We start from the raw sequence: 26,081 nt of genomic DNA on the forward strand, positions 1-26,081 counted from the left end.
CGACGGACTGTCGACACCGTTGAGCGGGGAGGTGCGTGTGCACGGACCGGCTTCGCCCGGCTGGCTGCTGGTCGCGCTGTGCGCGGCGACCGGCGCCTACTGTCTGCTGCGGATGCGCAGCACCGTCGAAGAACAGCGCCGGTCCGCGGGCGGCGAGGCGCTGATGGGGTTCGGGATGGCCGCGATGGCCGTACCGGCCGCGGTGTTCAACCCACCGTCCTGGGCCTGGCCCGGCTACGCCGCCCTGTTCGGTGCGGCAGCCCTGCGCGCGCTCTGGTCGGCGCGCACCAGCCCGCACCACCTCCACCACCTGGTCGGCACCGCGGCCATGGCCTACATGGCGATCGTCATGGCGGTCTCCCGCGCACACCACGCCGGCCACGGCACCTCGTCCGGAATCCCCTTGCTGACCGGGGCTCTGCTGCTCTACTTCACGGTCTACGTGCTGTTCTCCGGCGTCCGTCTGATACCGGTCGCCGCCGGCGGCGGGACCGTGGCGTGGGGCGACCGGCCGGAGCTGGCGCGGGCGTGCCGGCTGTCGATGGGGATCGCGATGGTGGCGATGCTGATCACGCTCTGAGCGCCAGTCCGCGGCGGGCAACCGTTGCTTGCGTCACTTTTGCTACGGCGGCCCGTGCCCTGGGCGGCGCCGCGCTCATAGGGTGATCGGCATGATGGTCCCCGCGGCACTGCTGCTGCTCGGCGCGCTGGCCGCCGTGGTCGCCCCTCGGCTGCTCGCCCGGGCCGGCTGGCCGGACCACGAGCCGGTGGTCGCGCTGTGGGTGTGGCAGTGCGTGGTGGCGGCCGTAATCCTGTGTTGCGCGCTGTCGATGACGCTGAGCGCGGCGGCGGCCTGGCAGGCGGTGCGCGGGCATGTCTTCGCCTCGGCGCCGCATGCCGTGGTGGAGGCGTATGCGCTGCGGACCACCGGGCCTTGGGCCGCGGCGACCGCGGTGACGTTGGCGTGCGCGGGGGTGTGGAGCGGGGCGATGCTGGTCCGGGAGGTCGTACGGGCGCGTGCCGGCCGTCGGCAGCGGCGGGCCGAACTCCTCGTCCGGGCCCCGCTGTTGCCGGGTGAGGGGCCGGTGGGCGGCCAGTTGGTCGTGCTGGAGGGTGAGCGGGCCGACGCCTGGTGGCTGTCGGGCCCCGCGCCTCAACTCGTGGTCACGACCGCGGCGTTGCGCCGCCTCAAAGGCCGGCAGCTGGATGCCGTACTCGCGCACGAGCAGGGACATGCGCGGGCTCGGCACGACTGGTTGCTGCACTGTTCGGCCGCGCTGGCGGGCGGCTTCCCGCAGGTGCCGGTGTTCGCGGCGTTCCGCGACGAGATGCACCGGCTGGTGGAGTTGGCGGCGGACGACACGGCGTCCCGTCGGCACGGCCGCCTGACGACCGCGCTGGCCCTGGTCGAACTGAACGAGGACCGAGGCGTGTTCGGCCCCTCCCCGACCACCCGGACCCACGTCCCGCAACGCGTCCACCGCCTCCTCACCCCACCTGCCCGCCTCACGAGGGCCCGCCGCGTGAGCCTGACGGCGACGGCCGCACTGGCTCCGGCGGTGCCGGTGCTGGTGGCGTTCGTTCCGGGTCTGCGGGCGCTGGGATAGACGCAGTCCCAAGCTGGGGAACCCCGCCATTCGCCTCGCACCCCACCCGTCGGCGAGGATCACCGTATGCACTCCCCGCCCGTCGACTCCCCGCCCCACCCGCCGGACCACCACACCGCGGCCCGCGCCGCTGCCGCCCTGACCGTCTCCTCCCTCCTCCTGCTGATCCTGGTCGCGGCCGAGTGGCACCCCCTGATGAGCGTGGACGGCGACATCGCCCGCACCACCCACGGCTGGGCCGTCGATGAGCCGGACCTCACCCACGTGTTCCGCATCCTCACGGACTGGGTCTGGGACCCGTGGACGATGCGCCTGGCGGCCGCACTGACCGTGGTGTGGCTGATCCGGCGCCATGCGGCGTGGTGGACGGCCCTGTGGCTGACGATCACGGTCGCCCTCGGCAACGTCCTCCAACAAGCCCTCAAGGCCGCGGTCGACCGCCCCCGCCCGACCTGGCCCGACCCCGTCGACTCGGCCCACTACGCGGCGTACCCCTCCGGCCACGCCATGACGGCGACGATCGTCTGCGGCCTGCTCCTGTGGCTCGTCCACCACTACGCGGCGGGCCGCGCGGCATCCCGTACGGCCCTGTGGTCGGCGGCGATCTCGGTGACCGGCGTCGGCCTGACCCGCGTATGGCTGGGCGTCCACTGGCCGTCGGACGTGGTGGGCGGCTGGCTGCTGGGGGCGATGGTGGTGACGGTGGCCGTGCTGGTCCACCGGCGGTGGGGGCCATAAGATCCGTTCATGCCTGCCGTCCTCTTCGACTTCTCCGGCACTCTGTTCCGGATCGAGTCCACCGAGTCCTGGTTGCGTACCGTGCTCGATGAGGGCGGGGTCGCCCTGTCCGAGCCGGAGTTGGTGCAGGCGGCGAAGGCGTTGGAGGTGGCGGGGGCGCAGCCGGGTGGGGCGTTTCCGGAGCGGTTGCCCGAGGAGCTCCGCGAGTTGTGGCGGGTCCGGGACGAGAGTGCCGCGGCACATCGGGCCGCCTACATCGGGCTGTCGCGCCAAGTGCCGCTGCCTCACACCGACTTGCACGACGCGTTGTACGACCGGCACATGACGCCGGCCGCCTGGACCCCGTATCCCGATGCCGCCGAGGTGCTGTACGGGCTGTGCGAGCGCGGGCTCGGTATCGGTGTGGTCAGCAACATCGGGTGGGATTTGCGGCCCATCTTCGAGGCGCACGGGCTGGACCGGTTCGTCGACACGTACGTGCTGTCGTACGAACACGGCATCCAGAAGCCCGACCCGCGGCTGTTCGCCGTCGCCTGCGAGGCGCTGGAGGTCGAGCCCCGCGAGACGCTGATGGTGGGCGACAGTGCGGAGGCGGACGGCGGGGCGGAGGCCCTCGGGTGCCGGTTCCACCTCGTACGGCATCTGCCCGTACGGGAGCGGCCGGACGGTCTGCGGCCCGTGCTGGACCTGGTCGACTGACCGTCGGCGGCCCCGGCCCCCAGCTCCCGGCCGCTACTCCAGATACCCCTCCACCTGCGAGGACGACCGCACCCGCGCCTCGTCCGGGTTCTCCCCGAACTCCGTCTTCGCGCGCCGCTGCCGCAGCAGGTCCCAGCACTGGTCGAGCTCGCGTTCCAGTTCGCCGAGCCGCTGGTGTTCCGTCGCGCCGTCGATGTCACCGGCCGCCATGGACGCCCGCAGCTTGCGCTCGTCCTCGACCATCTCCGTGATCCTGGCCAGGATCCGCTGGTCCTGTTCCATGTCCGCACGCTCCTCGGCTCGGCACCGTCGACCACTCTAGGGACGCCCGAGCTGCGGTGCTACGCGAGTGCGATGGTCCGGCGGTAGTCGCCTGAGGACACCTTCGGGTCGGGAAGACCGCCCGCCTGAGACGATCCCCCGCGTCGCCCCAGACGGACGGCAGCCCTCACCAGGCCCTTCGGGACCTTGGCGTGGCCCCGCCGAGTATAGTTGGCTGGTAGCCAGTCAACGACGGAGTTACAGCATGTCCCCGCGCAGCGCCTCGGTCAATGAAGAGTTGCGGAGACGTTCCCGGGAGCGGCTCCTCCAGGCGGCCGTCGAGCTGGTCGGCGAGCACGGCTACGAGGCGACGACGCTCGGCGACATCGCGGACCGGGCCGGCTCGGCGCGCGGCCTGGTGTCGTACTACTTCCCCGGAAAACGCCAGCTCGTGCAGTCCGCGGTGCACCGGCTGATGCACCGCTCCCTGGAAGAGGCGCTGGAGAGCGAGCCGCGCACGGAGGACGGGCGGGAGCGGATGGCCCGGGCCATCGATGCGATCCTGGGGCTGGCCCGGGACCGGCCCGTGCTGATGCGCCAGCACATGGCGGGACTGCTGCAGGCGGAGGGGTTCGTGCAGTGCCCGGAGCAGCAGCGGCTGGCCGAGCTGCTCCGGGACACCGTCGCCCGGCACGGTTCGCGGGACGTCGCCGTGGACTACCCGATGCTGCGTTCCCTGCTGATGGGCGCCGTGTACGCGATGGTGCTGCCGAACGTGCCGATGCCGATCGCGACGCTTCGCGCCGAGCTGTTCAAGCGCTACCGGCTGGACCCGGAGATGGGCCTCCCGCCGGACACCGGGACGGCGGCCGACGCGACCCGCCGGATGGACCTGTCACGCTTCTTCGCGACCGGCGACGAGTCGGAACCGGCCGCCGAGCCAGGTCCGCCGGATTAGCGCCGGCTCAGTCGAAGTAGTCCGGCTGCGTCTGGACGTTGAGCTCCTCCAGCCGTACCCGCTTCGCCGGATCCGTGCGCCGGTCGGTGAGCTTCAGGACGTCGAAGCCCTTGGCGATGTCGTTCGCGTAGATGTAGCCGTTGTAGTAGTACGCCGACCAGGCACCGCCCACCTGCAGGGTGGTGGTGGACAGCGGGCCGCGCTCGAAGTAGGCGATCTCCTTCGGGTTCGCGGAGTCGGTGAACTCCCAGACGGAGACGCCTCCTTGGTACCAGGCCTGGACCATGATGTCCTTGCCCTTGACCGGGATCAGCGAGCCGTTGTGGGCGACGCAGTTCTCGGTGTCGGCCTGGTGGCGGGGGATCTTGTAGTAGCTGCGGAAGACCAGCTTGCGCTTGTCGCCCTTGCCGACGATGTCGTAGATGCCGTCGGCACCTCGGTCGGGACCGATCGCCGCGTTGCAGGTGGCCGCACCGCCGCCGCCCAACTCGTCGGTGAACACGACCTTGTTCGCCTCCTGGTTGAAGGTCGCCGAGTGCCAGAAGGCGAAGTTGACGTTGTCCTGGACCTGGTCGATGACCTTCGGGTGCTCAGGATCCTTGATGGAGAGCAGGATGCCGTCGCCCATGCAGGCGCCCGCGGCGAGGTCCTTCGAGGGCAGCACGGTGATGTCGTGGCAGCCGGTGGTCTTGGAGACGCCCGGGTTGGTGGGTGAGCCCGGATTGCCGCCGCCGTCGGGACCGTCGCCGGGGAAGAGCACGGGGAAGTCCACCACGGCCGCCTTCTCGGGGTGGCTGCGCGGCACCTTGATGACGGAGATGCCGTCGTGCGGCGGCTGGCAGTCCGGGTAGGTGGCGCTGGGTGAGTACGAGGAGACGTAGACGTAGACGTTACGGCGCTCCGGTACCAGCGAGTGGGTGTGCGAGCCGCAGGCGGTCTCGACGGCGGCGACGTATCTGGGGTTCTTCTTGTCGCTGATGTCGAAGACCTTCATGCCCTCCCACGAGGACTTCTCGGTCGCGGGCTGGGTGGTGCTGTTGCAACTGCTGTCGCTGCGCGAGGAGTCGGTGGACAGGAAGAGCAGGTCGCCGGAGACGGAGATGTCGTTCTGCGAGCCGGGGCACAGGACTTGGGCGACCGTCCTCGGCGCCTTCGGGTTGCTGATGTCGAAGATGCGGAAGCCGTCGTAGTTGCCGGCGAAGGCGTACCTGCCCTGGAAGGCGAGGTCCGAATTGGTGCCCGCGAGGGCGTCCTTGGGGATGTTGACCAGGGGTTCGATGTTGGCGGAGTGGACGATCTCGTCCTGGCCGGGTATCTCACCGCCCGCGATGGCCTCGGCCGCCTCGGCCCGCGCGCTCTTCGACACCTCCTTGCCGGTGGCCGGGGCGTCCCCGGGGTCGGGGGTCGCGGCCGCCGGTGCGGCGGTCAGCAGTGCGGCCAGGAGTCCGGCCGCGGCGGCGGCAACTCCCAGGCGTCTGCGTCGCGTTCGGAGCTGGTTCAACAGGGTCACTGTTTCCTCCCTAGTTCCGTTCGTGGCGGAACGGTTCACGCATCCCCGAAGTATCGTCTTCACCATGCACAGATCAACAGAGGGCAACGAACTCGTAATGAAGGTTTTCGGCCGGTCATGGCGAGCCCTCGCCGCGGCGGCACTGGCCACCGCGGCTCTGGTCGGGCTGTCGGCCTGCGACTCGGAGTCGCGGGCCAAGTCACCTGCGGCGAACGGGCCTTCGGTGATCGCGCCGGGTCTGCCGGGCGAGGAGAACCGGACGCTGTCCGCCGCGGACGCCACCGAGCAGCGCGCCGAGGACGACTCCCCCAACTCGGCGGACGTCTCCTACGCCCGCATGATGATCGCGCACCACTCGCAGGCCCTGGAGATGACCGAACTCACCCCGGAACACGCCGAGTCGACGCAGGTGAAGCGGCTGGCGGAACGCATCGCCGCCGCACAGAACCCCGAAATCAAGGCCATGCAGGGCTGGTTGAAGAGACACGGCAAGGACGAGAAGACCGAGGGGCACGACCACGCGGCCATGCCCGGGATGGCGACAGACGCCCAGCTGAAGAAGCTGCGCGCGGCCGAGGGAAAGGCCTTCGACCAGCTGTTCCTGACGCTGATGATCACGCATCACGAGGGCGCGATCACCATGGCGACCGACGTGAAGGCGCAGGGCAACAACATCCAGATCGAGGAGATGGCCGACGACGTGATCGCCCAGCAGACGAGCGAGATCACCCGGATGCGCGACATGCAGTAACGGCCGAACGGCCGACCGCTCCAACGTCCTTTGTCAGCGGCGTGCGTGACTGGGTGTCAGGTATCCCGCGTCTCGCGCCTGCGAGATCATCCGGAGCGACTTGCGGCGGCTGTGGCCGGTCGCGCACATCACCGCGAGGACCGGGTCGACGCCCTCCTCCTGCGCGGCCCGGTACTCCTGCGCGACGAGCCAGCGGCCCTCGGTCCCCCGCGGCCAGGCGGGACGGGCGCGCCGCGAGCCCGACGGGCCGCCGGCTTCCGCGGGCGCCTCCTCGCCGAAGCCGCACGCGTCGAAGAGCGGGTCCTCGATCCAGTCCGCGAGCAGCGCCAGGTCGTCCAGGGACAGCGCCGGCTGGGCCCGGACGTCCTCCAGGGAGACGCTCCCCTCGCCGACCACGGCAAGGGCGTCGACCCGGGCGCCGTCGGGGAACGCCAGCCGGACGGTGAACCAGGCCGTCGTGACCGCGTCCGCGCCCTCCTGCACTTCCCACGCGGGCCACACGGACACCGTGCCGTCCGTCGGACAACGATCAGAAAGATTAAGAAAGGATGCTTCTAGCACACACGCAACGTAACCGCATCATCACATTCCATACGAACGGACACGCACGGGTGAGCCGCGCCGACACCCTGTCGGGCCAGCACCGACGGTGCGATATTGGTGCCGTCAGCGATCTCCTGCCGTAAGGGGTTCCGCCGTGCTGCGTGTCGCCGTCGTCGGCTCCGGGCCGAGCGGGGTCTACACCGCCCAGAACCTCGTCCAGCTCGATCCGGGGGTGCACGTCGACGTCCTGGACCGGCTGCCGTGCCCGTACGGCCTGGTGCGCTACGGGGTGGCGCCGGACCACGAGAAGATCAAGTCGCTGCAGAACAATCTGCGGACGATCCTGGAGCACGAGCGGGTGCGGTTCCTGGGCGGGGTCCAGGTCAGCCCCCGCGGGGTGCCGACCGAGCGGCTGCGGGAGCTTTACCACGCGGTCGTGTACTGCGTGGGCGCGGCCACCGACCGCCATCTCGGGATCCCCGGCGAGGACCTGCCGGGCAGCTGGTCGGCGACCCAGTTCGTGTCCTGGTACAGCGCCCATCCGGACGCGGTCGACGACGCCTTCGTGCGCGGCACCCGTTCGGCCGTGGTGATCGGCGCAGGGAACGTCGCGGTCGACGTCACCCGCATGCTGGCCCGCGGCGCGGCGGAACTGAGTCCCACCGACATTCCGCAGGGCGCGCTCAGCGCGCTGGCGGCGAGCCCGGTGACGGACATCCACATGGTCGCCCGGCGCGGCCCCTCGCAGGGCCGCTTCACCACCAAGGAGCTGCGCGAGCTGGGCGGCCTGCCGGACACCGAACTGGTCGTGGATCCGGACGAGTTGGCCATCGATCCGGCCTACGCCGACCCGGCCGCGCTGCCCGCGGTCCAGCGGCGCAACGTGGAGGTACTGCGGGGCTGGGGCGGGGCCGGTTCCCGGGGTGCGGGCCGCAGTATCTGGATGCGTTTCTTCCTGCGTCCGGTCGAACTGCTGGAGGAGGACGGGCGGGTGGGCGCCGTGCTCTTCGAGCGGACGGAGCCCGACGGGCGCGGCGGGGTGCGCGGCACGGGGCGGTACGAGACCGTCGAGGCGCAGTTGGTGCTGCGTTCGGTCGGCTACCGCGGAGTGCCCCTCGACGGGCTGCCGTTCGACGAGGAGACCTGCACCGTCCCGCATGTACAGGGCCGGGTCCTGCACGGCTGCTTCACCGTGCCGGGCGAGTACGTGGCCGGCTGGATCAAGCGCGGCCCGACGGGCGTCATCGGCACCAACCGGCCGGATGCCAAGGAGACGGTGACCTCGCTGCTGGAGGACGCCTCCGTCCTCGTACGCAAAGAAGTACCGGAAGACCCGGTCACGGCGCTGCGCGCGGCGGGGATCGAGCCGGTGGAGTGGGCCGGATGGCAGGCGATCGAGCGGGCCGAGGCGACGCTCGGGGCCTCCCTCGGGCGGAGCGTGGTCAAGCTGGCCGACTGGGAGTCGCTGCTGGCCGCGGCGCGGGCGGCCTCGTAGCAGAGTCGGCCGCGATCCGGTGGGCAGGACACACGTCGGCAACACCCGGAAATCAACAAACTGTTCAAGGTCCTTACGGTCTCGTCCTGTTGGATCTCTCCCCCGCCCCCGCCGCTCTGGAGTGCTCATGGCCACACCCACCCCGGCCCATCCCGTCGACGAGGTCCCACCCGTACGGCAGTTGGCCGCCTTCGGTCTCCAGCACGTGCTCGCGATGTACGCGGGCGCGGTGGCGGTGCCGCTGATCGTGGGCGGTGCGATGAAGCTGTCGTCCGCGGACCTGGCGTATCTGATCACCGCCGATCTGCTGGTGTGCGGCATCGCGACGCTCATCCAGTGCGTGGGTTTCTGGCGGTTCGGCGTGCGGCTGCCGATCATGCAGGGCTGTACGTTCGCCGCCGTGTCGCCGATGGTGCTGATCGGGACGACGGGCGGCGGGCTGCCCGCGATCTACGGCTCGGTGATCGTCGCGGGGCTGGCGATCGTGCTGCTGGCGCCGGTGTTCGGGAGGCTGCTGCGGTTCTTCCCGCCGCTGGTCACCGGCACGGTGATCCTGATCATCGGTGTCTCGCTGCTGCCGGTCGCGGGCAACTGGGCGGCGGGCGGGGCCGGTTCGAAGGACTTCGGGGAGCCGAAGAACCTCGCGCTGGCCGGCTTCGTGCTGCTGGTGGTGCTGGGCGTGCAGCGGTTCGCGCCGGTTTTCCTGAGCCGGATCGCGGTGCTGGTCGGCATCGTGATCGGTCTGGCGGTGGCCGTCCCCTTCGGGTTCACGGACTTCGGCGGGGTCGGGGACGCCGACTGGCTGGGCATCAGCACGCCGTTCCACTTCGGGGCGCCGACCTTCAAGGCGTCGGCGATCATCTCGATGCTGGTCGTGGCGCTGGTGACGATGACCGAGACGACCGGTGACCTGATCGCGGTCGGCGAGATGACCGGCCGCAAGGTCGAGCCGCGCTCGTTGGCGGACGGACTGCGCGCCGACGGCCTGTCGACCGTGCTGGGCGGCGTCTTCAACACCTTCCCGTACACGGCGTACGCGCAGAACGTGGGCCTCGTCGGCATGACCCGGGTGCGCAGCCGCTGGGTGGTGGCCACGGCGGGCGGGATCCTGGTCCTGCTCGGCCTGCTGCCCAAGCTGGGCGCGGTGGTCGCGGCGATACCGGCGCCGGTGCTGGGCGGAGCGGGTCTGGTGATGTTCGGGACGGTGGCCGCGAGCGGCCTCAGGACCCTGGCCCAGGTCGACTTCAAGGACAACCACAACCTCACGGTCGTGGCGGTCTCGGTGGCGGTCGGCATGCTGCCGGTCGGGGTGCCGACGGTCTACGCGAAGTTCCCGGACTGGTTCCAGACGGTGATGAACAGCGGCATCAGCGCCGGCTGCCTCACCGCGATCGTACTGAACCTGCTCTTCAACCACCTTCCCTCGAAGGCCGGTTCAGCGCTTCCGGAGGCGGACGGCCTGCCGGTCGGCGGCGGCGAGAAGGGCGTCGAGGAGTCCCGGGAAGAGGTCGTCTAGATCGTCCCGGCGCAGGCCGTTCATCTTGGCCGTGCCCCGGTAGTTCTGCCGGATCACCCCGGCCTCGCGCAGCACCCGGAAGTGGTGCGTGGTCGTGGACTTGGTGACGGGCAGGTCGAACCGCGAGCAGGAGAGCTCGTCGCCGTCGGCGGCGAGTTCTCGCACGATCCGCAGCCGCATCGGGTCGGAGAGCGCGTGCAGCACGCCCTCCAGCCGGATCTCGGCCCGCCCGGGATGCGGGAGGTCACGGCTGCTGGTGGCGGGGGCGGGGGTACTCACGCGGCCATTGTACGAGAACTTTCGTAGTTCGGCAGGCATCGTAGTTTGACATTCGACGTACTACGATGCCTATCGTACGAGCCGTACCTCGGTCCCGCGAGAACGGAGCAGCTCCCGATGAGCGCCCTCTTCCAGCCCTTCACCCTGCGCGACGTGACCATCCCGAACCGCGTGTGGATGCCCCCGATGTGCCAGTACTCCGCCGCGTCGGAGGGCCCGGAGACCGGCGCCCCGAACGACTGGCACTTCGCGCACTACGCGGCGCGCGCGGCCGGCGGCACGGGGCTGATCATCGTCGAGGCGACGGGCGTGTCGCCGGAGGGCCGGATCTCGCCGCAGGACCTGGGGATCTGGAACGACACCCAGGTCGAGGCGTTCCGCCGGATCACGCGCTTCCTCGTCTCCCAGGGGACGGTGCCCGGCATCCAGCTGGCCCATGCGGGCCGCAAGGCGTCGACGGACCAGCCCTGGAAGGGCGGCGCGCCGCTCGGGCCGGAGGAGAACGGGTGGCGGGGTGTCGCGCCGAGCGCGCTCGCCTTCGACGGCAGGCACCCGGTGCCCACCGAGCTGACGGTCGATCAAATCCGTGCGGTCGTGGGCCAGTTCGCCGCTGCGGCCCGCCGTGCCCTCGCCGCCGGTTTCGAGGTGGCCGAGATCCACGGTGCCCACGGCTATCTGATCAACGAGTTCCTCTCGCCGCACTCCAACCACCGCACCGACGCGTACGGCGGCTCGTACGAGAACCGCGTCCGCTTCGCGCTCGAGGTCGTGGACGCCGTGCGGGAGGTGTGGCCGGACGACAAGCCGCTGTTCTTCCGCATCTCGGCGACCGACTGGCTGGAGGAGGGCGGCTGGACGGCCGACGACACGGTCCGTTTCGCCGCCGAGCTCCACGGCCACGGCATCGACCTGCTCGACGTCTCGACCGGCGGCAACGCCTCCGGCGTGCGCATCCCCACCGGCCCCGGCTACCAGGTGCCGTTCGCGGCCCGGGTGAAGGCCGAGACCTCACTGCCGGTCGCGGCCGTGGGTCTGATCACCGGCGTCGAACAGGCCGAGAAGATCCTGGCCAACGGTGACGCGGACGCGGTGCTGCTCGGCCGCGAGCTGCTGCGCAGCCCGTCCTGGGCGCGGGCCGCGGCCCGTGAGCTCGGCGGGGACGTGCATGTGCCGGACCAGTACCACCGGTCCGTCTAGCTCCCCGGAGCGACCGCCTCCTCGGCCCAGTGGTGACCGTCGAGCGCCTGCCGCGCCTGGCGCTGCGCCCGCTCGGCCACCACCCGCGCCTCGGTCACCACGTCTCCGCGTTCGCGTACGAGACTTTCGTACACCGGCAGATGTTCGTTCTCACTCGAATTCATACTCGCCCGATCCGTGCAGCTGTTCCATGGCCGGCCGCCCAATAAATCACGGCCGGCCGGCCGCCTTCGCGGAGAACACGGAGGCTTTCTGTGCCCATCGCGAGGACTTCCTGTGCCCGTCCTCAACCGGCCGTGCAGGCCGTCCCGTTGAGGACGAAAGCGGCCGGAGCCGCGCTGTTGCCCGTGTGGTTCGCCTGGTAGCCGATACTCACGCTCGTGTTCGGGGCGATCGTCGCGTTGTACGTGGCGTTCGTCGCCGTCACCGCTCCGGAGGCCGGCGCGTACGTCGCACCCCAGCCGTTGGTGATGACCTGCCCCGCCGGCAGGGTGAAGCCGAGCTGCCAGCCGTTGACCGTCGTGGTGCCGGTGTTGGTGATGGCCACGGAGGCGGTCAGGCCGGTGTTCCAGGCGTTGGTGGTGACGCTCACCTTGCAGGCGCCGGGCTGCGGTTGGGGCGCGGGGCCCGAACTGTCGAGTCCGAAGAAGGTGAGGGCGCGGGAGGCCATGCCGTACGTGTAGAGGTTGTGGCCGACGCCCTGGAGGCTGATGGCCTCGACGGCGGCCCGGTCACCGGTGGAGCCGTAGCGGGTGCGGGTCCAGCCGGAGACGGGTGAGTCCGTGGCGGCCGGGGTCTGGCCGACGCCCTGGACGTCCGTCCACTGCTTGATCTCCTCGCCGAAGTTCGGGTAGCGCAGCGTCGCGTCCTCGGTGCCGTGCCACAACTGCATCCGGGGGCGGGGGCCGGTGTAACCCGGGTAGGCGCCGCGCACCAGGTCGCCCCACTCCTGCGGGGTGTGGGTCACCGTGCCGTTCGCGCACGCGCTGTTCCACTCTGAGCCGTCGGTGGTGGCGAAGCAGCCGAAGGGCACGCCGGAGAAGGCGGCGCCGGCCGCGAACACGTCGGGGTAGTCGCCGAGCAGGACGTTCGTCATCATCGCGCCGGAGGAGATCCCGGTGGCGTAGACCTTCGTGGTGTCCGCGCTGTACGTACGGGTCACCCAGTCGATCATCGACTTGATGCCGACCGGGTCGCTGCCGCCGCCGCGCTCGAGGGCCTGCGGCGAGGAGACGTCGAAGCACTTGCTGGCCCGGGTGACCGACGGGTAGATCACCACGAAGCCGTAGGTGTCGGCGAGTTGGGCCCATTCGGTGCCGTTGTACATGGCCGGTCCGGAGCCGGTGCAGTAGTGCACGGCGACGACGACCGCGGGATGCGCGGTGACGCTGTCCGGCACGTAGAGGTACATCTGGAGGTTGCTGGGGTTGGTGCCGAAGTCCGTGACCTCGGTGAGGGTCGCGGTGGGGACCGCGGCGCGCGCGGCGGCGGCCGGGGGTGCGGCGAGGGTGACCGCTGCGAGCAACGACACCAGTGCGGTGACCAGTGCCGGGAGCACCGTCCGCAGTGGTCTCCTCGGGGTCGTACGGGTGCGGGTGGACACGTCCTTGCCCCTTTCTCGGCGGGAGTCGGTCGAAAGCCGTTCGGAACTTCTCGGGAATCTTCCGGAGAAGGCGGGAGCCCGTTCCGCATCGTGGCATGGACACGCCCTCCATGGAAGCGCTCCCACGGGGCTGTCCCGCCCGGATCCGGACAGCCCTTGCCGCCCACCTGGGCTTACGGAATGCGTCCTGCGCAAAGCGTTGACCAGAAAGCGCTTACCCTCTACGTTCCGTTCAGCACCGTGACCGACAGGGCCCGATCGGTCACCATGCTCGCGCGCGGAGTTCAACATGGAGTACGTCGTTCACGTACACGACCAAGCAAGACCTCCCGAAGGGACGCACCCGCATGCGTACTCGCCCCCCACGTACACACGCGCAAAGAACCACGATGGTGGCGGCCGCCGCGGCCGCGCTGGCCACGGTGACCGTTCTCGCCCTCCCCCAGTCCGCCGGCGCGGCCGATTCGTCGCCGGTCGGGTTCGGCGCCGGGACGACCGGCGGCGGCAGCGCCACGGCGACCACCGTCTCGACCCTGGCCGCCTTCAAGACGGCGGTCACCGGCAGCACGGCGAAGGTCGTCAAGGTGAGCGGCCTGATCTCGCTGAGCGGTCAGGTCGACATCGGCTCCAACACCACGGTGCTGGGCGTCGGTTCGTCGTCCGGGTTCACCGGTGGCGGGCTGCGGCTGAAGAACGCGACCAACGTGATCGTCCGCAACCTGAACCTCAGCAAGGCGGTCGGCACGGACGCGATCACGGTGCAGAAGTCGACGAAGGTGTGGATCGACCACAACGCCCTGTCGTCCGACCGCGACCACGACAAGGACTACTACGACGGACTGGTCGACATCACCCATGCCTCGGACTACGTCACGGTGTCCTGGAACGTCTTCAAGGACCACTACAAGGGCTCGCTGGTCGGCCACAGCGACAACAACGCGAGCGAGGACACCGGGCATCTGCGGGTGACGTACCACCACAACTGGTTCGACAACGTCAACTCCCGCATCCCCAGCCTGCGGTTCGGCACCGGGCACTTCTACGACAACTACGTCGTCGGCGCCGAGACGGCCGTGCACTCGCGCATGGGTGCGCAGATGTTCGTCCAGAACAACGTGTTCCGCAGCACCGAGGTCGCCGTCACGACCAACCGGGACAGCGACGTGGACGGCTACGCCAACCTGTCCGGAAACGACCTCGGCGGAGCCGCCACCGAGATCTCCCAGGTCGGCACCTTCACCAGCCCGCCCTACAGCTACACCGCCGAGCCCGCCTCGTCCGTGGTCGCCTCGGTGACCGCCGGCGCGGGCACCGGCAAGCTCTGACCACCCCCCACCCGGAAGAAGGCATCGGGACATGACCTCACCAGCACGCACGCGTGCGCGCGCACTGGCCGGCGGCCTGGCCGCTCTAGGACTTACGTCTGTCATGATCATGACAGACGGAGCCTCCCCGGCGAGCGCCGCCACCTGGCCCACCGCCAACGGCAGCCAGGCCGTCACCGCGACCATCCCGGTCTCCGGCACCAAGGACTACGGGATGAAGCGCCTCTACGGCAGCGGCGACCTCGGCACCGGCGGCCAGAACGAGGACCAGGACCCGATCCTGGACCTGGCCCCCGGCGCCGTCCTGAAGAACGTCATCATCGGGGCGCCCGCCGCCGACGGCATCCACTGCGAGGGCAGCTGCACGCTCCAGAACGTGTGGTGGGAGGACGTCGGTGAGGACGCGGCGACCTTCCGGGGCTCCTCGTCGTCCAACGTGTACACCGTCTCCGGCGGCGGCGCGAAGGAAGCCAGCGACAAGGTGTTCCAGTTCAACGGCGCCGGCACGCTGAACGTCTCCAACTTCGCGGTGCAGAACTTCGGCAAGCTGGTCCGCTCCTGCGGCAACTGCGGCACGCAGTACAAGCGGACCATCAACCTCAACACCATCGAGGCGACCTACAAGGGCAGCGCGCTGGTCGGGATCAACACCAACTACGGCGACAGCGCGACCCTGAAGAAGATCACCATCGTCGGGGACAGCAGCAAGAAGATCGTGCCCTGCCAGAAGTACATCGGGAACAACACGGGCGCGGAGCCGCCTAAGAACGGCTCGGGTCCGGACTCGACGTACTGCAAGTACGCCGCCTCGGACATCACCTACAAGTAGACCCCCACGGTGAACCCGGCCGTACGAAGCGCACCCGCACGGCGCTTCGTACGGCCGCCGTCGTGTCACCTCCCGAGTCCCGCGTCATACGCCGATGGAGCCGGCGATCTCCCGCTGGTACTCGGCGTATGCGGCCCGCAGTGCCGCGCCCGGCCAGTCGGCGGGGAGGAGTTCCGGGGGCAGGACGGGGTCGGTGAGCAGGTGGCGTACGACCGCGGCGAAGGCGGTGAGGCGGTGGGCGGGGAGGCCGGCCGCGGCGATGTGGGCCAGCAGGGAGCGGGCGTCGGCGGCCCAGGCGTCCAAGGGCCACAGGGAGGCGGCCAGTTCGGGCGCGGGGAGGTCGGGGCGGGCCGTGTAGGACTGGGCCACGGGGGCCAGGTCGTCCGGGAGCGGCCGGAGAAGGTTGGCGGGGCGCAGCCAGACACCCTCGCGGAGTTCGGCCAGCCTCAGGCCGGCCAGCCGGGCGCGCAGGACGGCGCGCTCGGCGGGGCCGCGGCCGGTCGCCGTGATCACCGTCATCTCCCAGTCGCCGTCCCACGCGCGCGTGCGAGCGTCCACCGCGTCGTCCTGGCGGCGCTGGCGGGCCAGCAGCCGGTCGCTGAGCCGGTAGACGGAGTCGGTGCGCCGCAGGTCACCGGCGGTGACCATACGGCTGAGCGCGGCCCGCAGCGTGGAGCCGCCGACACCGAACGGCTCCACCGCACGCACCAGGTCCTTCACCGGGAGCTCCGGCGGGTGCACGCCGAGGAGCAGGCTCAGCACGACCGAGCGCGCGGACAGCGGCCGCAGGCCGGCCTCGCCGGGCTGCACTGACACGTTCATCGGCATGGTCACTTACCCTACGTGCGACCTTCTTGTTGCATCATTGCTACGGCCGAAGAAAAGATGCAACATGACCGTATGGCCACGACACCCGCGCCCACGCAGCCGCAGCAGTACACCACGCATTCCGTCACCAACCAGCCGCCCCCGCTGACGCCCTACGACGCCTCTGAGGACACCGCCCTGATGGAGGGGCTGCACCGGGAGGGTGCCGAGTGGGCCGAGGAGGACATACGGCGGCTCGGGCTGCGGGCCGGCAGCGCCGAGGCGCAGGAGTGGGCCGAGCTGGCCAACGTGCACGAGCCGGTGCTGCGCACGCACGACCGGTACGGCAACCGTGTCGACGAGGTCGACTTCCACCCGAGTTGGCATCACCTGATGCGGGCCGCGGTGGCCGCGGGGCTCGCGGCGACGCCCTGGGCGGAGGACCGGCCGGGCGCCCATGTCGCGCGTACCGCGGGCGGGTTGGTGTGGGGGCACACGGATGCCGGGCACGGCTGTCCGACGTCGATGACGTACGCGGCCGTACCCGCGCTGCGTGCGCAGCCCGAGCTGGCGAAGATGTACGAACCCCTGCTGACCAGCCGGGAGTACGACCCCGGTCTGCGGGTGCCGACCGAGAAGCGCGGGCTGCTCGCCGGCATGGGGATGACCGAGAAGCAGGGCGGCTCCGACGTCCGTACGAACACCACCACGGCGTGGCCCACCGCCGAGCCCGGCATGTACCAGCTGCGCGGGCACAAGTGGTTCACCTCGGCGCCGATGTGCGACGTGTTCCTGGTCCTGGCGCAGGCTCCGGACGGGCTGTCCTGCTTCCTGGTGCCGCGGATCCTGCCGGACGGCAGCCGCAACACCTTCCGGCTCCAGCGCCTCAAGGACAAGCTGGGCAACCGGTCCAACGCGTCCTCCGAGCCGGAGTTCGACGGCACGTTCGCCTGGCTGGTCGGGCCCGAGGGGCGGGGCGTCAAGACCATCATCGAGATGGTCAACTGCACGCGCCTGGACTGCGTGATGATGTCGGCGACCCTGATGCGCAAGACGCTCGTCGAGGCGGGGCACCATGTGCGCCACCGCAGCGCGTTCGGGGCACGGCTGGTCGACCAGCCCCTGATGCGCAACGTCCTGGCCGACCTCGCGCTGGAGTCCGAGGCCGCCACGACGCTCACTCTGCGGCTGGCGGGAGCGGCCGACCGGGCGGTGCGCGGGGACGCCGGCGAGGCGGCCTTCCGGCGGATCGCGACCGCCGTCGGCAAGTACTGGGTCACCAAGCGGGGTCCGGCCTTCACCGCGGAAGCCCTGGAATGCCTGGGCGGCAACGGGTACGTCGAGGAGTCGGGCATGCCCCGCCACTACCGCGAGGCCCCGCTGCTGTCGATCTGGGAGGGCTCGGGGAACGTCAACGCCCTCGACGTGCTGCGGGCGTTGCGGCGCGAGCCGGGTACCGCACAGGCCTTCTTCGACGAACTCGCCCTGGCGCGGGGCGCGGACGCGCGGCTGGACGCCGCGGTCGGCCGGCTGGAAGGCCTGCTGAGCTCCGGGTCCGAGGCCGGTGCCCGCCGCCTGGTCGAGCAGATGGCGCTGGCGCTGCAGGCCTCCCTCCTCGTCCGGCACGCGCCGCCGGCGGTCGCCGACGCGTTCTGCGCGACCCGGCTCGGCGGCGACTGGGGGCATGCCTTCGGCACGCTGCCGGACTCCGCCGATCCGGACGCGATTCTGGTCCGCGCGCTGCCCGGCGGGGACTGAAGCCCTTCAGGCCGGCCGAACCTCCCTCGCGCCGACCGAACCGTTTCCGACGATTGGCGCACAGTCACCTCCCGATTCCGCTTGGTTGTCAGTGGCGTGGTGCAGACTCACGATCAGTTGGCACTTCGCCTCGGGAGGACACGTGTTGACGGGGATCGACGAGGTCGACTGGGCCTCGCTGCGGCATGCGTACGGCAGTGCGGAGGACGTGCCCGGACTGCTGCGGGGGCTTGCCTCCGCGGACCCCGCCGAGCGGGAGGTCGCGCTCGACGGGATGTACGGCGCGGTGCACCACCAGGGAGACGTGTACGACTCGACGCTGGCCTGCATCCCGTTCCTGTTCGTGCTGGTGGAGTGCGCAGAGGTGGCGGACCGCGGCGGGATGGTCGAGCTGCTGGTGAGCATCGGGCAGGAGGGCGAGAGCCGGACGGACGACACCGGCGCGAGGGCGTGCGCGGTGGTACACGCGGGTGCCGAGGCGTTCGTCCGGCTGACGGGGGATCCCGATGCCGGGGTGCGGCGGGCGGCCGTGGGCGCGGTCGTGCGGTTCCTCGACCAACCGGGGCGGGTGCTGGGCCTGTTGCGGGAGCGGATCACGGTGGAGCGGGACGACCGGGTGCTGCTCGCCCTGGCCGAGGGCCTCGGGACCTTCGCCCGTCTCCACCCCGACCACGCCGCCGAGGCGGTCGACCTCCTGGCCGCGCAGAGCGCGCCACCGTTCGGACCCGGGCTGCGGCTGGCCGCCATCGGTCAGCTGGCCGGCTGCGCGCCCGACCGGCTGCCGGCCGACCTGGTGCCCACCGTCGTGGGGCTGTTACGGGACCGGTCCGAGACACGGCCCTGCCCGCGGGCCGGAACCGGGCTCCCCCACACCGACACGCTCGTCGGCCGGCTCCGGCGGCTGCGGCCCTCGGACGAGGAGGGCTCCCAGCTGCTGCGCACGCTGCACAGTGCGCTCGGCGGCCGGGTGGCCGACCGGATCGCCCTGCTGATGGGGCAGTTGACCAGCCCGGACCCGACCGACCGGTGCAACGCCGTGTGGATGTCGGCGGGGCTGCTGCGCGAGTGGCGGGCCGACTACCGCGGGCCCGTGGCCCTGATCGGCGCCCAACTGGCCGCCGAGGAGGACCGGTTGCGCGACGCCGCGGTCTCCGTCCTGGGCGACCTCTTCGACCTGGCCGCCCCCGCCGCCGACGCGCTCCACACACTCGTGCTCTCCCGTCCCGACCTGTGGGTACGGCAGTGGGAGCGGGGGGCGCCGACGCTGGGCGGCCCGCTCAAGGCCCTGGCCAGGACCGGGGATCCGCGGGCGGTGCCGGAACTGGCGGCGGTGCTCGCCGGGCCTCTCGTACCGGACGACCTCGGCCAGGTGGTCGTCCACCTGGGCCCGGCCGCGGCCCCGCTCGCGCCGGCGCTGCGGGAGCGGCTCGGCGAGGTCGCCCTCGACTCGCCCGAGCTCTTCGAGCGGGCCGCGCCCCTGCTGTCGGCGCTCACGGCGCTGGCGGACGCGGAGTCGGCGCCCGAGGTGCTGCGGCTGGTGCGGGGCATACCGGAGGGTGTCCGGCTGCGGGACTCGGTCGTGGAGTCGGCGGTGCGCGCTCTGGGGGCGTTCCCAGCGGCGGCGCGGGAGGCGACACCGGTGCTGCGCGGACTGCTGGACACCGAGCGCGGGGTGGCTGCCGCGGCGGCCCTGTGGTCGCTGGCGGACGAACCGGACGTCGTACTGCCGGTGCTGGTACGGGAGTTGGCGAGCGACCGCCGGCACCACCGGCGGGAGGCCGCCGACACGCTGGCGCGCCTCGGGGCGGCGGCCCGGCCGGCACTGCCCCGACTGCGCCGCATGGCCGGCTCCGACGACCTGTGGGAGCGGACGTCGGCCGCGTGCGCCCTGTGGCGGATCGGCGGGGACGCGGACCTGGCCGCCCCGATTCTGCAGGCGGCCTGGACGGCCAACCCGCACACCCGCCGTCCGATCACCACCGCCCTCGCCGCCCTGGGGGTGTCGGGCGCACCCCTGCACGACCTCATACGCGCCGAACTCGCCGCGCCGCGCCGCCATCAGGCCTCGATCGGCGGCTACGGCAGCCACGACGTCCTGCACGACGAGGAGCTGTTGCGCGCGTGCCGGGAGGTGGTGGGCAAGGCTTAGGCGGACCGGGAGGAACGGCTCTCAAGACGCTCTCCAGAAGCTCTCGGGGGCTCGCAGGCGCTCGCAGGCGCATCAAGGAGCTCTCAGCCGCTCGCAGGCGTCAAGGAACTCTCAGGCGCTCTCAAAGCGCCGGAAGTCCACGAGGCCGTTCCTCGCCGTCAGCTCGTCTTGCGGCCCCACAGTGGGTCGAAGCGGGCCCATTCCGTGTCCCACTGGTCGATACGGCGACTCTCCATGCGTCCGCGCAGCACTCGGCCGCCGACGAACGGGACGACCGCGGCGCTCACGCCGACCAGGCAGCCGATCAGCGCGGCCCGCAGGTGGGCCTGGGAGACGGTGGCCGGCCTGGTCACCAGGCGGCCTTCAGGGTCCGTCCAGACGGCGACCGGGGTGCCGGCCGCACTGCCCGGGCGGACGCGGACCTGGCCCGTGTGGCCGGAGCCGTTCGGCGCCATCCAATGGACCTTGCCCCAGACCTGGTCGCCACTGGACGTGCCGGACTGCTTGGAGGCCGTTCCCGGGGCCTTCTCGGTGAGCCGTGCCTCCACCTTGCGCCACTCGACGCGCTCGCGGGCCAGCCCGTGTTCGACGGACTGCGTGGCGGCCAGCCCGGCCAGCACACCCGCGAGGACAGTGACCGCCCAGGCACCCAGCACCACCCAGGCCTCCACCGCGTCGGCGCGACGTTTGAGCGGGTTGCGCCTCCAGCGCCACAGCCACACCTTCGGACCACGGAACGCCATCTACGGCATCCTCCTCATGAGCACAGGACCATCCCCGACCTCCATCCCATACGGGCGAAGGTCCCCGGATGCTCAGGCGAGTCCCCGGTCTCGACGGTCGCACGAGTACCCCCGCCCGCGCAGGCGACTGCGCAAACCGGCCGGGCGAACCGCCCCGTCAAACCGCCGCCCCGGCTCCGACCTGCGAAGACGCCGACTCCGGAGGTGACTGTCAGTGGCGGGGTGCAGACTGGCCGGTGGCTGGGACAGAGCCGTAAAAACACCGCGGAGGTGATCGGCATGACCGAGGTACTGCTCGCCGTGGGCACGCGCAAAGGCCTGTTCATCGGGCGTCGGCGTGGGGGCAGCTGGGAGTTCGACGAGAGTCCCTACTTCAACGCGCAGGCCATGTACTCGGTGGCCATCGACACCCGGGGTGACCGCCCGCGGCTGCTGGCCGGGGGCGACAGCGCCCACTGGGGCCCGTCCGTGTTCCACTCCGACGACCTGGGCCGGACCTGGACCGAACCGTCCCGGCCGGCCGTCAAGTTCCCTAAGGACACGGGCGCTTCGCTGGAGCGGGTGTGGCAGCTGCACCCGGCGGCCGCGGAGGAAGAGGTGGTGTACGCGGGTACGGAGCCGGCCGCGCTGTACCGCTCGGAGGACCGCGGGGAGACCTTCGAGCTGGTCCGCCCGCTGTGGGAGCACCCCACGCGCTCCAAGTGGGTGCCGGGCGGCGGCGGTGAGGGGCTGCACACGGTGGTCACCGACAAGCGCGACCCACGGGCCGTGACGGTCGCCGTCTCGACCGCCGGGGTCTTCAAGACCACGGACGGCGGCGCGAGTTGGGCGCCCTCCAACTCCGGTGTCTCCGCGGTGTTCCTGCCGGATCCGAACCCGGAGTTCGGGCAGTGCGTGCACAAGATCGCCCAGGACGGGTCGAGCCCGGACCGGCTGTATCTGCAGAACCACTGGGGCGTGTACAGAAGCGACGACGCGGGCGCCAACTGGACCGACATCGGCGAGGGCCTGCCGTCCACCTTCGGCTTCGCGGCGGCCACCCATCCACACCGTGGCGAGACGGCGTACGTGTTCCCGATCAACGCCGACGCCGACCGGGTGCCCGCCGGCCACCGCTGCCGGGTCTTCCGCACGGCGGACGCGGGCAAGAGCTGGGAGCCCCTTTCGGCGGGGCTGCCTTCCGAGGACCACTACGGCACGGTCCTGCGGGACGCGATGTGCACGGACGACGCCGACCCGGCGGGCGTGTACTTCGGCAACCGCAACGGCGAGGTGTTCGCGTCGGCCGACGACGGCGACAGCTGGCAGCAGTTGGCCTCGCACCTGCCGGACGTGCTCTGTGTGCGGGCCGCGGTGGTCGGATGAGCCCGGCGGGGGGAGCGGGCGGCCTTGGCCACCGGTTGATCTCCACTGCCTGTACGGCAGTAGGGTGACGCCGTGGCACCACGACCGTTGCATGAAATCGTCGAAGCGGGCTGGGCGAAGGCCCTGGAACCGGTCGCCGGACGGATCGCCGAGATGGGCGACTTCCTGCGCGCGGAGATCACCGCGGGACGCACCTACCTCCCGGCCGGACCGAACGTCCTGAGGGCCTTCCAGCAGCCCTTCGACGACGTAAGGGTCCTGATCGTCGGCCAGGACCCTTATCCGACACCGGGGCACGCGGTGGGGCTGTCGTTCTCGGTGGCGCCGGATGTGCGGCCGCTGCCCGGCAGTCTCATCAACATCTACCGGGAGTTGAACACCGACCTGGGCCTCCCCCAGCCGTCCAACGGCGACCTGACGCCGTGGACGCAGCAGGGCGTGCTGTTGCTCAACAGGGCGCTCACGACGGCTCCGCGCAAGCCGGGCGCGCACCGCGACAAGGGCTGGGAGGCGGTCACCGAGCAGGCGATACGCGCGCTGGCCGCACGCGGCACACCCCTGGTGTCCATCCTCTGGGGCCGCGACGCCCGCAACGCACGACCGCTGCTCGGCAACCTCCCGTCCGTGGAGTCCGCCCACCCCTCCCCATGTCGGCCGACCGCGGCTTCTTCGGCTCCCGCCCCTTCAGCCGCGCCAACGACTTGTTGGTCGGGCAGGGAGGACAGCCGGTGGACTGGCGCCTGCCGTGACCGGCACGGCCACCGACGGGCGGGGCTCCGGCACTCCCGGTGTCCTCGCCGTCGACTCCGGAGGCTCCGGGCTGCGAGTCGTCATCGCCACCGATCGCCACGCCGCAGTGGCCCAGCGGGAGTCTTCCCAGCCGGTGCGCACCGGGTCGCGGGGAATCGACCCCGGGCATCTCATGGAGCAACTGGTGCCCATGGTGCGGATATTGCTCGCCGAGACCGGGGTGACCGAGCTGCGGGCGGTCGCCGTCGGTGCCGCCGGGCTCGCCACGCTGGGGGATGCTCTGCGTGCGGAGCTTCCGGGCGCGCTGAGGCGGGAGTTCGGGGTCCGGGCGGTCGCCCTGGCCGCCGATGCCGTCACCGCGTACGTGGGAGCGGTCGGAGCGCATCCGGGTGCCGTGGTCGCCGGTGGGACCGGTCTCATCGCCGTCGGCACCGATCTCACCCGGTGGCGTCGCGCCGACGGTTGGGGTCATCTGCTCGGCGACTGCGGCAGTGGCGCCTGGATCGGGCGGGCCGGGCTGGAGGCCGCCCTGCGGGCCTATGACCGGCGGCCCGGCGGATCGGCGGCCCTGCTGGCCCGCGCAGCGGAGCAGTTCGGCCCGATGCCGGGGCTGCCCGGGCTGCTGTACCCGCGCCCGGACCGGCCCGCGGTCCTCGCCTCCTTCGCGCCCGAGGTCGCCGCCTGCGCCGAGGCCGATCCGGTCGCCACCGGCATCCTGCGGGAAGCCGCCCGGCACATGGCCGAGTCGGCCGTCGCGGTGTGCCCGGCCACGGGCGAGCCCCGAGTCGCCGTCACCGGGGGCCTGTTCAAGATGGGCGAGCCTCTCCTCGTACCGCTGAAGGCGGAGTTGGAGAGAGTTCTGCCACATGCGCGGCGAGTGTCCGCCGCGGGCGATCCGCTCGCCGGTGCCCTGCGCATCGCGGCCGACCTCGCGGCGGGCACGCTCACCCTGCCGGGTGACGCGGCGATGCTGTCCGTGGTGACCCCAAAGGGGGACTGATGCCTTCCCCGCGATCACTTCCGATCTGTACGTAACTCATCAGACAAAAGCGGACGGATACCGCTCACCTGCACCCTCCCCGAACAGGGGAGCCCAGGAAGCCAGTAACATGCGTCGCCATGAGCTCCCCCACTGGGCCCGCGTCCGGCCTGCCAGTACGAATGCCGCGACCTCGCCAGCCCGGGCGGCACCGCCGACCCGAGCCCCTGGCGGCTCCCGAGGGCGCGCCCGCGCTCGTTCTCGCGGTGCCGGGCACCCCCGGCGCCGCCACGCGCAGCCTCGCCGAGGAGGTCGTGAGCATCGCCCGCTCCGAGCTCCCCGGCCTCGACGCACGCATCGGGTACCTGGACGGGGACGACGCGGAGTTCCCCACGCTCCAGGCCGTACTCGCACACGGCGCCGAGGAGCGCGCGGCCCGCTTCGAGCAGGCCAAGGCCGCCGGTCTCGACGTCAAGGAGCCGGACGGCCCGGTCGCGGTCGTGGTGCCGCTGCTCGCCGGTCCGGACAGCGCGCTGCTGCGCCGGATCCGCCAGGCGGTCATGGAGAGCCGGGTCGCGGCCGACCTGACCGATGTGCTGGGTCCGCACCCGCTGCTCGCGGAGGCGCTGCACGTGCGGCTGTCGGAGGCCGGTCTGGCCCGCGCCGACCGCGCCCGCCTGTTCACCGTGGCGACCGCCGCGGACGGCATCATCCTGGCCTCCGTGGGCGGTGACGAGGCGGTGCAGGCGGCCGGGATCACCGGCATGCTGCTCGCCGCCCGCCTCGCCGTGCCGGTGATGGCCGCGGCCCTGGACCAGGACGGCTCGATCTCGGCCATCGCCGAGCAGCTGCGTTCCTCGGGCTCGCAGCAGCTGGCGCTCGCGCCGTACCTGATAGGGCCGGAGATCGACCCGGGCCTGATCGAGGAGGCGGCCAAGGAGGCGGGCTGTTCCGCCGCCGAGGCGCTCGGTCCGTACCCGGCGATCGGCAAGCTCGCGCTTGCCAAGTACACGACGGCGCTGGGCATCGCCCCGCAGCAGGCGCAGGGCGCGCCGGTCCGCTGACGCGCACGGCACAGCTGTGGACGAACCATGCCGAAGGGCCCGCTCCGAAGTCCGGAGCCGGGCCCTTCGGCGTGTGTACGGCAGATCAGTCGAAGACGATGCAGGACGCGGCCGGTACCTCGATCACGCCCTCGTAGCGCGGCAGACCCGTGTCGGGGTCGACGGCGAACCAGGTGACCTCGCCGGAGCGCTCGTTGGCGACGTACAGGAAGCCCGCCGACTCGGCGATCGCCCGGGGCCAGTGGCCGCCGCAGGGGGCCGTGCCGACCAGCCGGAGCTCCTCGCCCTCGACGGCGAAGGTGGACAGCACGTCCTCGCCGCGGGTGGCGGTCCACACGAAGCGGCCGTCGGGCGAGGCGACGATGCCCGACGGGTAGGCGTCGCCCGCCGGGGCGCCGGGCAGCACCTGGGTCTCGGTCAGCGGCTTCAGGGTGCCGCTGTCGGCGTCCCAGCGGCAGACGGTGACGGTCGGGGTGAGTTCGTTGACGACGTACGCGCGCGTGCCGTCCGGGTGGAAGGCCAGGTGGCGGGGTCCGGAGCCGGGGCGCAGGGCGGTCTCCCGGTGCAGCGCGAGGCCGCCGTCGGTCAGGGTGCAGACGCGGACCGAGTCCGTGCCGAGGTCGACGCTGACGGCCCACCGCCCGCTCGGATCCGACTGCACCTGGTGGGCGTGCGGCCCCTGCTGGCGGCGCGTGTGCGGTCCCGAGCCGGTGTGCCGGAGCACGGTGGAGGCGGCGTCGGCGAGGCCGCCGTCGGGGCGGACGGGGATCGCGCTGACGCTGCCGGAGCCGTAGTTGGCGGTCAGGACGTGACCGGCGAAGAGGCTGAGGTGGGTCGGCTCCTGCCCGCCGACCGGCACCGGCGCGCCGGCCCGCTCCAGCCGGTCCCCCTTCGTGCGGTACGCGGCCACCGCGCCGTCGGCGGTCTCGCTCACCGCGTAGAGGGTGCCGCCGCCGGGCGCGAGCGCCAGATACGACGGGTCGGGTACGCCGTCCACGCTGGTCAGGGCGGTCAGCGCACCACTGCCCCCGGCCACCGCCGCCGTCACGATGCCGGGTCCCCCGGCCGCCGTGAACGACCCGATGAAGGCCCGCCGTCGCCGCCCGTCGCCGTCCATCACCGCTGTCCCCTCTCGATCTGTGCCGTCGGGGGTGA

At 71.7% G+C, this 26,081-nt stretch carries 25 protein-coding genes and 1 pseudogene; 17 read left to right on the forward strand and 9 right to left on the reverse strand.

What is annotated here, in order from left to right; translation table 11 throughout:
• The first annotated feature begins 37 nt into the window (after positions 1 to 37).
• From ACQEWB_RS04950 to ACQEWB_RS04965, 4 genes are all read left to right on the forward strand, one after another.
• Positions 38 to 580 (forward strand): DUF5134 domain-containing protein, encoded by a 543-nt coding sequence (locus tag ACQEWB_RS04950; RefSeq protein WP_432827419.1) that lies wholly within the window; start codon positions 38 to 40, stop codon positions 578 to 580.
• A 91-nt stretch (positions 581 to 671) separates the two neighbouring features.
• Entirely contained in the window at positions 672 to 1,607 is a 936-nt protein-coding gene (locus tag ACQEWB_RS04955; protein ID WP_432827421.1) for a M56 family metallopeptidase, read from the forward strand.
• Between the two features lie 66 nt (positions 1,608 to 1,673).
• Positions 1,674 to 2,345, forward strand: coding sequence for a phosphatase PAP2 family protein (locus ACQEWB_RS04960; RefSeq protein ID WP_432827423.1), 672 nt, complete (start codon positions 1,674 to 1,676; stop codon positions 2,343 to 2,345).
• Between the two features lie 9 nt (positions 2,346 to 2,354).
• Positions 2,355 to 3,044, forward strand: a complete 690-nt coding sequence (locus tag ACQEWB_RS04965) for an HAD family hydrolase (RefSeq protein ID WP_432827425.1) — start codon at positions 2,355 to 2,357, stop codon at positions 3,042 to 3,044.
• Between the two features lie 33 nt (positions 3,045 to 3,077).
• On the opposite strand, the gene ACQEWB_RS04970 is transcribed toward ACQEWB_RS04965, so the two are convergent.
• Positions 3,078 to 3,326 (reverse strand): DUF2630 family protein, encoded by a 249-nt coding sequence (locus ACQEWB_RS04970; protein WP_432827427.1) that lies wholly within the window; start codon positions 3,324 to 3,326, stop codon positions 3,078 to 3,080.
• 244 nt (positions 3,327 to 3,570) lie between these two features.
• Between ACQEWB_RS04970 and ACQEWB_RS04975 the strand changes: the two genes are divergently transcribed.
• Positions 3,571 to 4,263, forward strand: coding sequence for a TetR/AcrR family transcriptional regulator (locus ACQEWB_RS04975; protein WP_432827429.1), 693 nt, complete (start codon positions 3,571 to 3,573; stop codon positions 4,261 to 4,263).
• A 7-nt stretch (positions 4,264 to 4,270) separates the two neighbouring features.
• On the opposite strand, the gene ACQEWB_RS04980 is transcribed toward ACQEWB_RS04975, so the two are convergent.
• On the reverse strand, positions 4,271 to 5,773 hold the full coding sequence (locus tag ACQEWB_RS04980; RefSeq protein ID WP_432827431.1) for an LVIVD repeat-containing protein: 1,503 nt from the start codon (positions 5,771 to 5,773) through the stop codon (positions 4,271 to 4,273).
• 97 nt (positions 5,774 to 5,870) lie between these two features.
• Between ACQEWB_RS04980 and ACQEWB_RS04985 the strand changes: the two genes are divergently transcribed.
• Positions 5,871 to 6,524 (forward strand): DUF305 domain-containing protein, encoded by a 654-nt coding sequence (locus ACQEWB_RS04985; RefSeq protein WP_432843645.1) that lies wholly within the window; start codon positions 5,871 to 5,873, stop codon positions 6,522 to 6,524.
• A gap of 33 nt (positions 6,525 to 6,557) precedes the next feature.
• Here the strand turns inward: ACQEWB_RS04985 and ACQEWB_RS04990 are convergent, their stop codons facing one another.
• Positions 6,558 to 7,031, reverse strand: coding sequence for a DUF6214 family protein (locus tag ACQEWB_RS04990; RefSeq protein ID WP_432827433.1), 474 nt, complete (start codon positions 7,029 to 7,031; stop codon positions 6,558 to 6,560).
• A gap of 190 nt (positions 7,032 to 7,221) precedes the next feature.
• Here ACQEWB_RS04990 and ACQEWB_RS04995 point away from each other — a divergent pair, with 190 nt between their 5' ends.
• Together ACQEWB_RS04995 and ACQEWB_RS05000 are read left to right on the forward strand one after the other, a co-directional pair.
• Positions 7,222 to 8,562, forward strand: a complete 1,341-nt coding sequence (locus ACQEWB_RS04995) for an FAD-dependent oxidoreductase (RefSeq protein ID WP_432827435.1) — start codon at positions 7,222 to 7,224, stop codon at positions 8,560 to 8,562.
• Positions 8,563 to 8,689: 127 nt separating this feature from the next.
• Positions 8,690 to 10,078, forward strand: coding sequence for a nucleobase:cation symporter-2 family protein (locus tag ACQEWB_RS05000; RefSeq protein ID WP_432827437.1), 1,389 nt, complete (start codon positions 8,690 to 8,692; stop codon positions 10,076 to 10,078).
• On the opposite strand, the gene ACQEWB_RS05005 is transcribed toward ACQEWB_RS05000, so the two are convergent.
• Positions 9,998 to 10,357, reverse strand: a complete 360-nt coding sequence (locus ACQEWB_RS05005) for an ArsR/SmtB family transcription factor (protein ID WP_432827439.1) — start codon at positions 10,355 to 10,357, stop codon at positions 9,998 to 10,000. The genes ACQEWB_RS05000 and ACQEWB_RS05005 overlap by 81 nt on opposite strands.
• Positions 10,358 to 10,474: 117 nt before the next feature.
• Between ACQEWB_RS05005 and ACQEWB_RS05010 the strand changes: the two genes are divergently transcribed.
• Complete coding sequence (locus ACQEWB_RS05010; RefSeq protein WP_432827441.1) at positions 10,475 to 11,554, forward strand: NADH:flavin oxidoreductase/NADH oxidase; 1,080 nt, start codon at positions 10,475 to 10,477, stop codon at positions 11,552 to 11,554.
• On the opposite strand, the gene ACQEWB_RS05015 is transcribed toward ACQEWB_RS05010, so the two are convergent.
• Both ACQEWB_RS05015 and ACQEWB_RS05020 read right to left on the reverse strand, forming a co-directional pair.
• Complete coding sequence (locus ACQEWB_RS05015) at positions 11,551 to 11,688, reverse strand: hypothetical protein (RefSeq protein WP_432827443.1); 138 nt, start codon at positions 11,686 to 11,688, stop codon at positions 11,551 to 11,553. The genes ACQEWB_RS05010 and ACQEWB_RS05015 overlap by 4 nt on opposite strands.
• A 152-nt stretch (positions 11,689 to 11,840) precedes the next feature.
• The gene (locus tag ACQEWB_RS05020) at positions 11,841 to 13,157 is read right to left on the reverse strand and encodes an extracellular catalytic domain type 1 short-chain-length polyhydroxyalkanoate depolymerase (RefSeq protein WP_432827445.1); all 1,317 of its coding nucleotides are present in this window, start codon (positions 13,155 to 13,157) and stop codon (positions 11,841 to 11,843) included.
• Between the two features lie 347 nt (positions 13,158 to 13,504).
• Between ACQEWB_RS05020 and ACQEWB_RS05025 the strand changes: the two genes are divergently transcribed.
• The gene (locus ACQEWB_RS05025; protein WP_432827447.1) at positions 13,505 to 14,482 is read left to right on the forward strand and encodes a pectate lyase family protein; all 978 of its coding nucleotides are present in this window, start codon (positions 13,505 to 13,507) and stop codon (positions 14,480 to 14,482) included.
• Positions 14,483 to 14,513: 31 nt separating this feature from the next.
• Positions 14,514 to 15,311, forward strand: coding sequence for a pectate lyase (locus tag ACQEWB_RS05030; RefSeq protein ID WP_432827449.1), 798 nt, complete (start codon positions 14,514 to 14,516; stop codon positions 15,309 to 15,311).
• A gap of 84 nt (positions 15,312 to 15,395) precedes the next feature.
• Here the strand turns inward: ACQEWB_RS05030 and ACQEWB_RS05035 are convergent, their stop codons facing one another.
• Positions 15,396 to 16,139: a PaaX family transcriptional regulator C-terminal domain-containing protein gene (locus ACQEWB_RS05035; protein ID WP_432827451.1), complete on the reverse strand. Its 744-nt coding sequence runs from the start codon at positions 16,137 to 16,139 to the stop codon at positions 15,396 to 15,398.
• A gap of 72 nt (positions 16,140 to 16,211) precedes the next feature.
• Here ACQEWB_RS05035 and ACQEWB_RS05040 point away from each other — a divergent pair, with 72 nt between their 5' ends.
• Positions 16,212 to 17,876 (forward strand): acyl-CoA dehydrogenase family protein, encoded by a 1,665-nt coding sequence (locus tag ACQEWB_RS05040; RefSeq protein WP_432827453.1) that lies wholly within the window; start codon positions 16,212 to 16,214, stop codon positions 17,874 to 17,876.
• Positions 17,877 to 18,018: 142 nt separating this feature from the next.
• Positions 18,019 to 20,025 (forward strand): HEAT repeat domain-containing protein, encoded by a 2,007-nt coding sequence (locus tag ACQEWB_RS05045; RefSeq protein WP_432827455.1) that lies wholly within the window; start codon positions 18,019 to 18,021, stop codon positions 20,023 to 20,025.
• A gap of 158 nt (positions 20,026 to 20,183) precedes the next feature.
• Here ACQEWB_RS05045 and ACQEWB_RS05050 read toward each other — a convergent pair whose 3' ends face one another.
• Positions 20,184 to 20,768 (reverse strand): Rv1733c family protein, encoded by a 585-nt coding sequence (locus ACQEWB_RS05050; RefSeq protein WP_432827457.1) that lies wholly within the window; start codon positions 20,766 to 20,768, stop codon positions 20,184 to 20,186.
• 279 nt (positions 20,769 to 21,047) lie between these two features.
• On the opposite strand from ACQEWB_RS05050, the gene ACQEWB_RS05055 reads away from it, so the two are divergent.
• The 4 genes and pseudogenes from ACQEWB_RS05055 to ACQEWB_RS05070 all read left to right on the forward strand — a co-directional run bounded on the left by ACQEWB_RS05055 (position 21,048) and on the right by ACQEWB_RS05070 (position 24,926).
• The gene (locus ACQEWB_RS05055) at positions 21,048 to 22,133 is read left to right on the forward strand and encodes a WD40/YVTN/BNR-like repeat-containing protein (protein ID WP_432827459.1); all 1,086 of its coding nucleotides are present in this window, start codon (positions 21,048 to 21,050) and stop codon (positions 22,131 to 22,133) included.
• A 72-nt stretch (positions 22,134 to 22,205) separates the two neighbouring features.
• Positions 22,206 to 22,882, forward strand: a pseudogene (locus ACQEWB_RS05060) (uracil-DNA glycosylase).
• Entirely contained in the window at positions 22,879 to 23,883 is a 1,005-nt protein-coding gene (locus ACQEWB_RS05065) for an N-acetylglucosamine kinase (protein ID WP_432827461.1), read from the forward strand. Before ACQEWB_RS05060 ends, ACQEWB_RS05065 begins: the two are co-directional and overlap by 4 nt.
• A 119-nt stretch (positions 23,884 to 24,002) precedes the next feature.
• Positions 24,003 to 24,926, forward strand: coding sequence for a sirohydrochlorin chelatase (locus ACQEWB_RS05070; protein WP_432827463.1), 924 nt, complete (start codon positions 24,003 to 24,005; stop codon positions 24,924 to 24,926).
• Between the two features lie 85 nt (positions 24,927 to 25,011).
• On the opposite strand, the gene ACQEWB_RS05075 is transcribed toward ACQEWB_RS05070, so the two are convergent.
• Complete coding sequence (locus tag ACQEWB_RS05075; RefSeq protein WP_432827465.1) at positions 25,012 to 26,043, reverse strand: lactonase family protein; 1,032 nt, start codon at positions 26,041 to 26,043, stop codon at positions 25,012 to 25,014.
• Positions 26,044 to 26,081 lie beyond the last annotated feature (38 nt).

Origin of the sequence: Streptomyces sp. CA-249302, from assembly GCF_050936785.1 — a bacterium.
GTDB lineage: Bacteria > Actinomycetota > Actinomycetes > Streptomycetales > Streptomycetaceae > Streptomyces.

Excerpts from the sequence above, each read along its gene's own strand:
- ACQEWB_RS04955 (WP_432827421.1), top strand. The coding sequence starts at position 672 with ATGATGGTCCCCGCGGCACTGCTGCTGCTCGGCGCGCTGGCCGCCGTG.
- ACQEWB_RS05075 (WP_432827465.1), bottom strand. The coding sequence starts at position 26,043 with ATGGACGGCGACGGGCGGCGACGGCGGGCCTTCATCGGGTCGTTCACG.
- ACQEWB_RS05030 (WP_432827449.1), top strand. The coding sequence starts at position 14,514 with ATGACCTCACCAGCACGCACGCGTGCGCGCGCACTGGCCGGCGGCCTG.
- ACQEWB_RS05010 (WP_432827441.1), top strand. The coding sequence starts at position 10,475 with ATGAGCGCCCTCTTCCAGCCCTTCACCCTGCGCGACGTGACCATCCCG.
- ACQEWB_RS05050 (WP_432827457.1), bottom strand. The coding sequence starts at position 20,768 with ATGGCGTTCCGTGGTCCGAAGGTGTGGCTGTGGCGCTGGAGGCGCAAC.
- ACQEWB_RS05070 (WP_432827463.1), top strand. The coding sequence starts at position 24,003 with ATGAGCTCCCCCACTGGGCCCGCGTCCGGCCTGCCAGTACGAATGCCG.
- ACQEWB_RS05035 (WP_432827451.1), bottom strand. The coding sequence starts at position 16,139 with ATGCCGATGAACGTGTCAGTGCAGCCCGGCGAGGCCGGCCTGCGGCCG.
- ACQEWB_RS04965 (WP_432827425.1), top strand. The coding sequence starts at position 2,355 with ATGCCTGCCGTCCTCTTCGACTTCTCCGGCACTCTGTTCCGGATCGAG.
- ACQEWB_RS05025 (WP_432827447.1), top strand. The coding sequence starts at position 13,505 with ATGCGTACTCGCCCCCCACGTACACACGCGCAAAGAACCACGATGGTG.
- ACQEWB_RS04975 (WP_432827429.1), top strand. The coding sequence starts at position 3,571 with ATGTCCCCGCGCAGCGCCTCGGTCAATGAAGAGTTGCGGAGACGTTCC.
- ACQEWB_RS04970 (WP_432827427.1), bottom strand. The coding sequence starts at position 3,326 with ATGGAACAGGACCAGCGGATCCTGGCCAGGATCACGGAGATGGTCGAG.
- ACQEWB_RS05040 (WP_432827453.1), top strand. The coding sequence starts at position 16,212 with ATGGCCACGACACCCGCGCCCACGCAGCCGCAGCAGTACACCACGCAT.
- ACQEWB_RS04985 (WP_432843645.1), top strand. The coding sequence starts at position 5,871 with ATGAAGGTTTTCGGCCGGTCATGGCGAGCCCTCGCCGCGGCGGCACTG.
- ACQEWB_RS04960 (WP_432827423.1), top strand. The coding sequence starts at position 1,674 with ATGCACTCCCCGCCCGTCGACTCCCCGCCCCACCCGCCGGACCACCAC.
- ACQEWB_RS05055 (WP_432827459.1), top strand. The coding sequence starts at position 21,048 with ATGACCGAGGTACTGCTCGCCGTGGGCACGCGCAAAGGCCTGTTCATC.
- ACQEWB_RS05000 (WP_432827437.1), top strand. The coding sequence starts at position 8,690 with ATGGCCACACCCACCCCGGCCCATCCCGTCGACGAGGTCCCACCCGTA.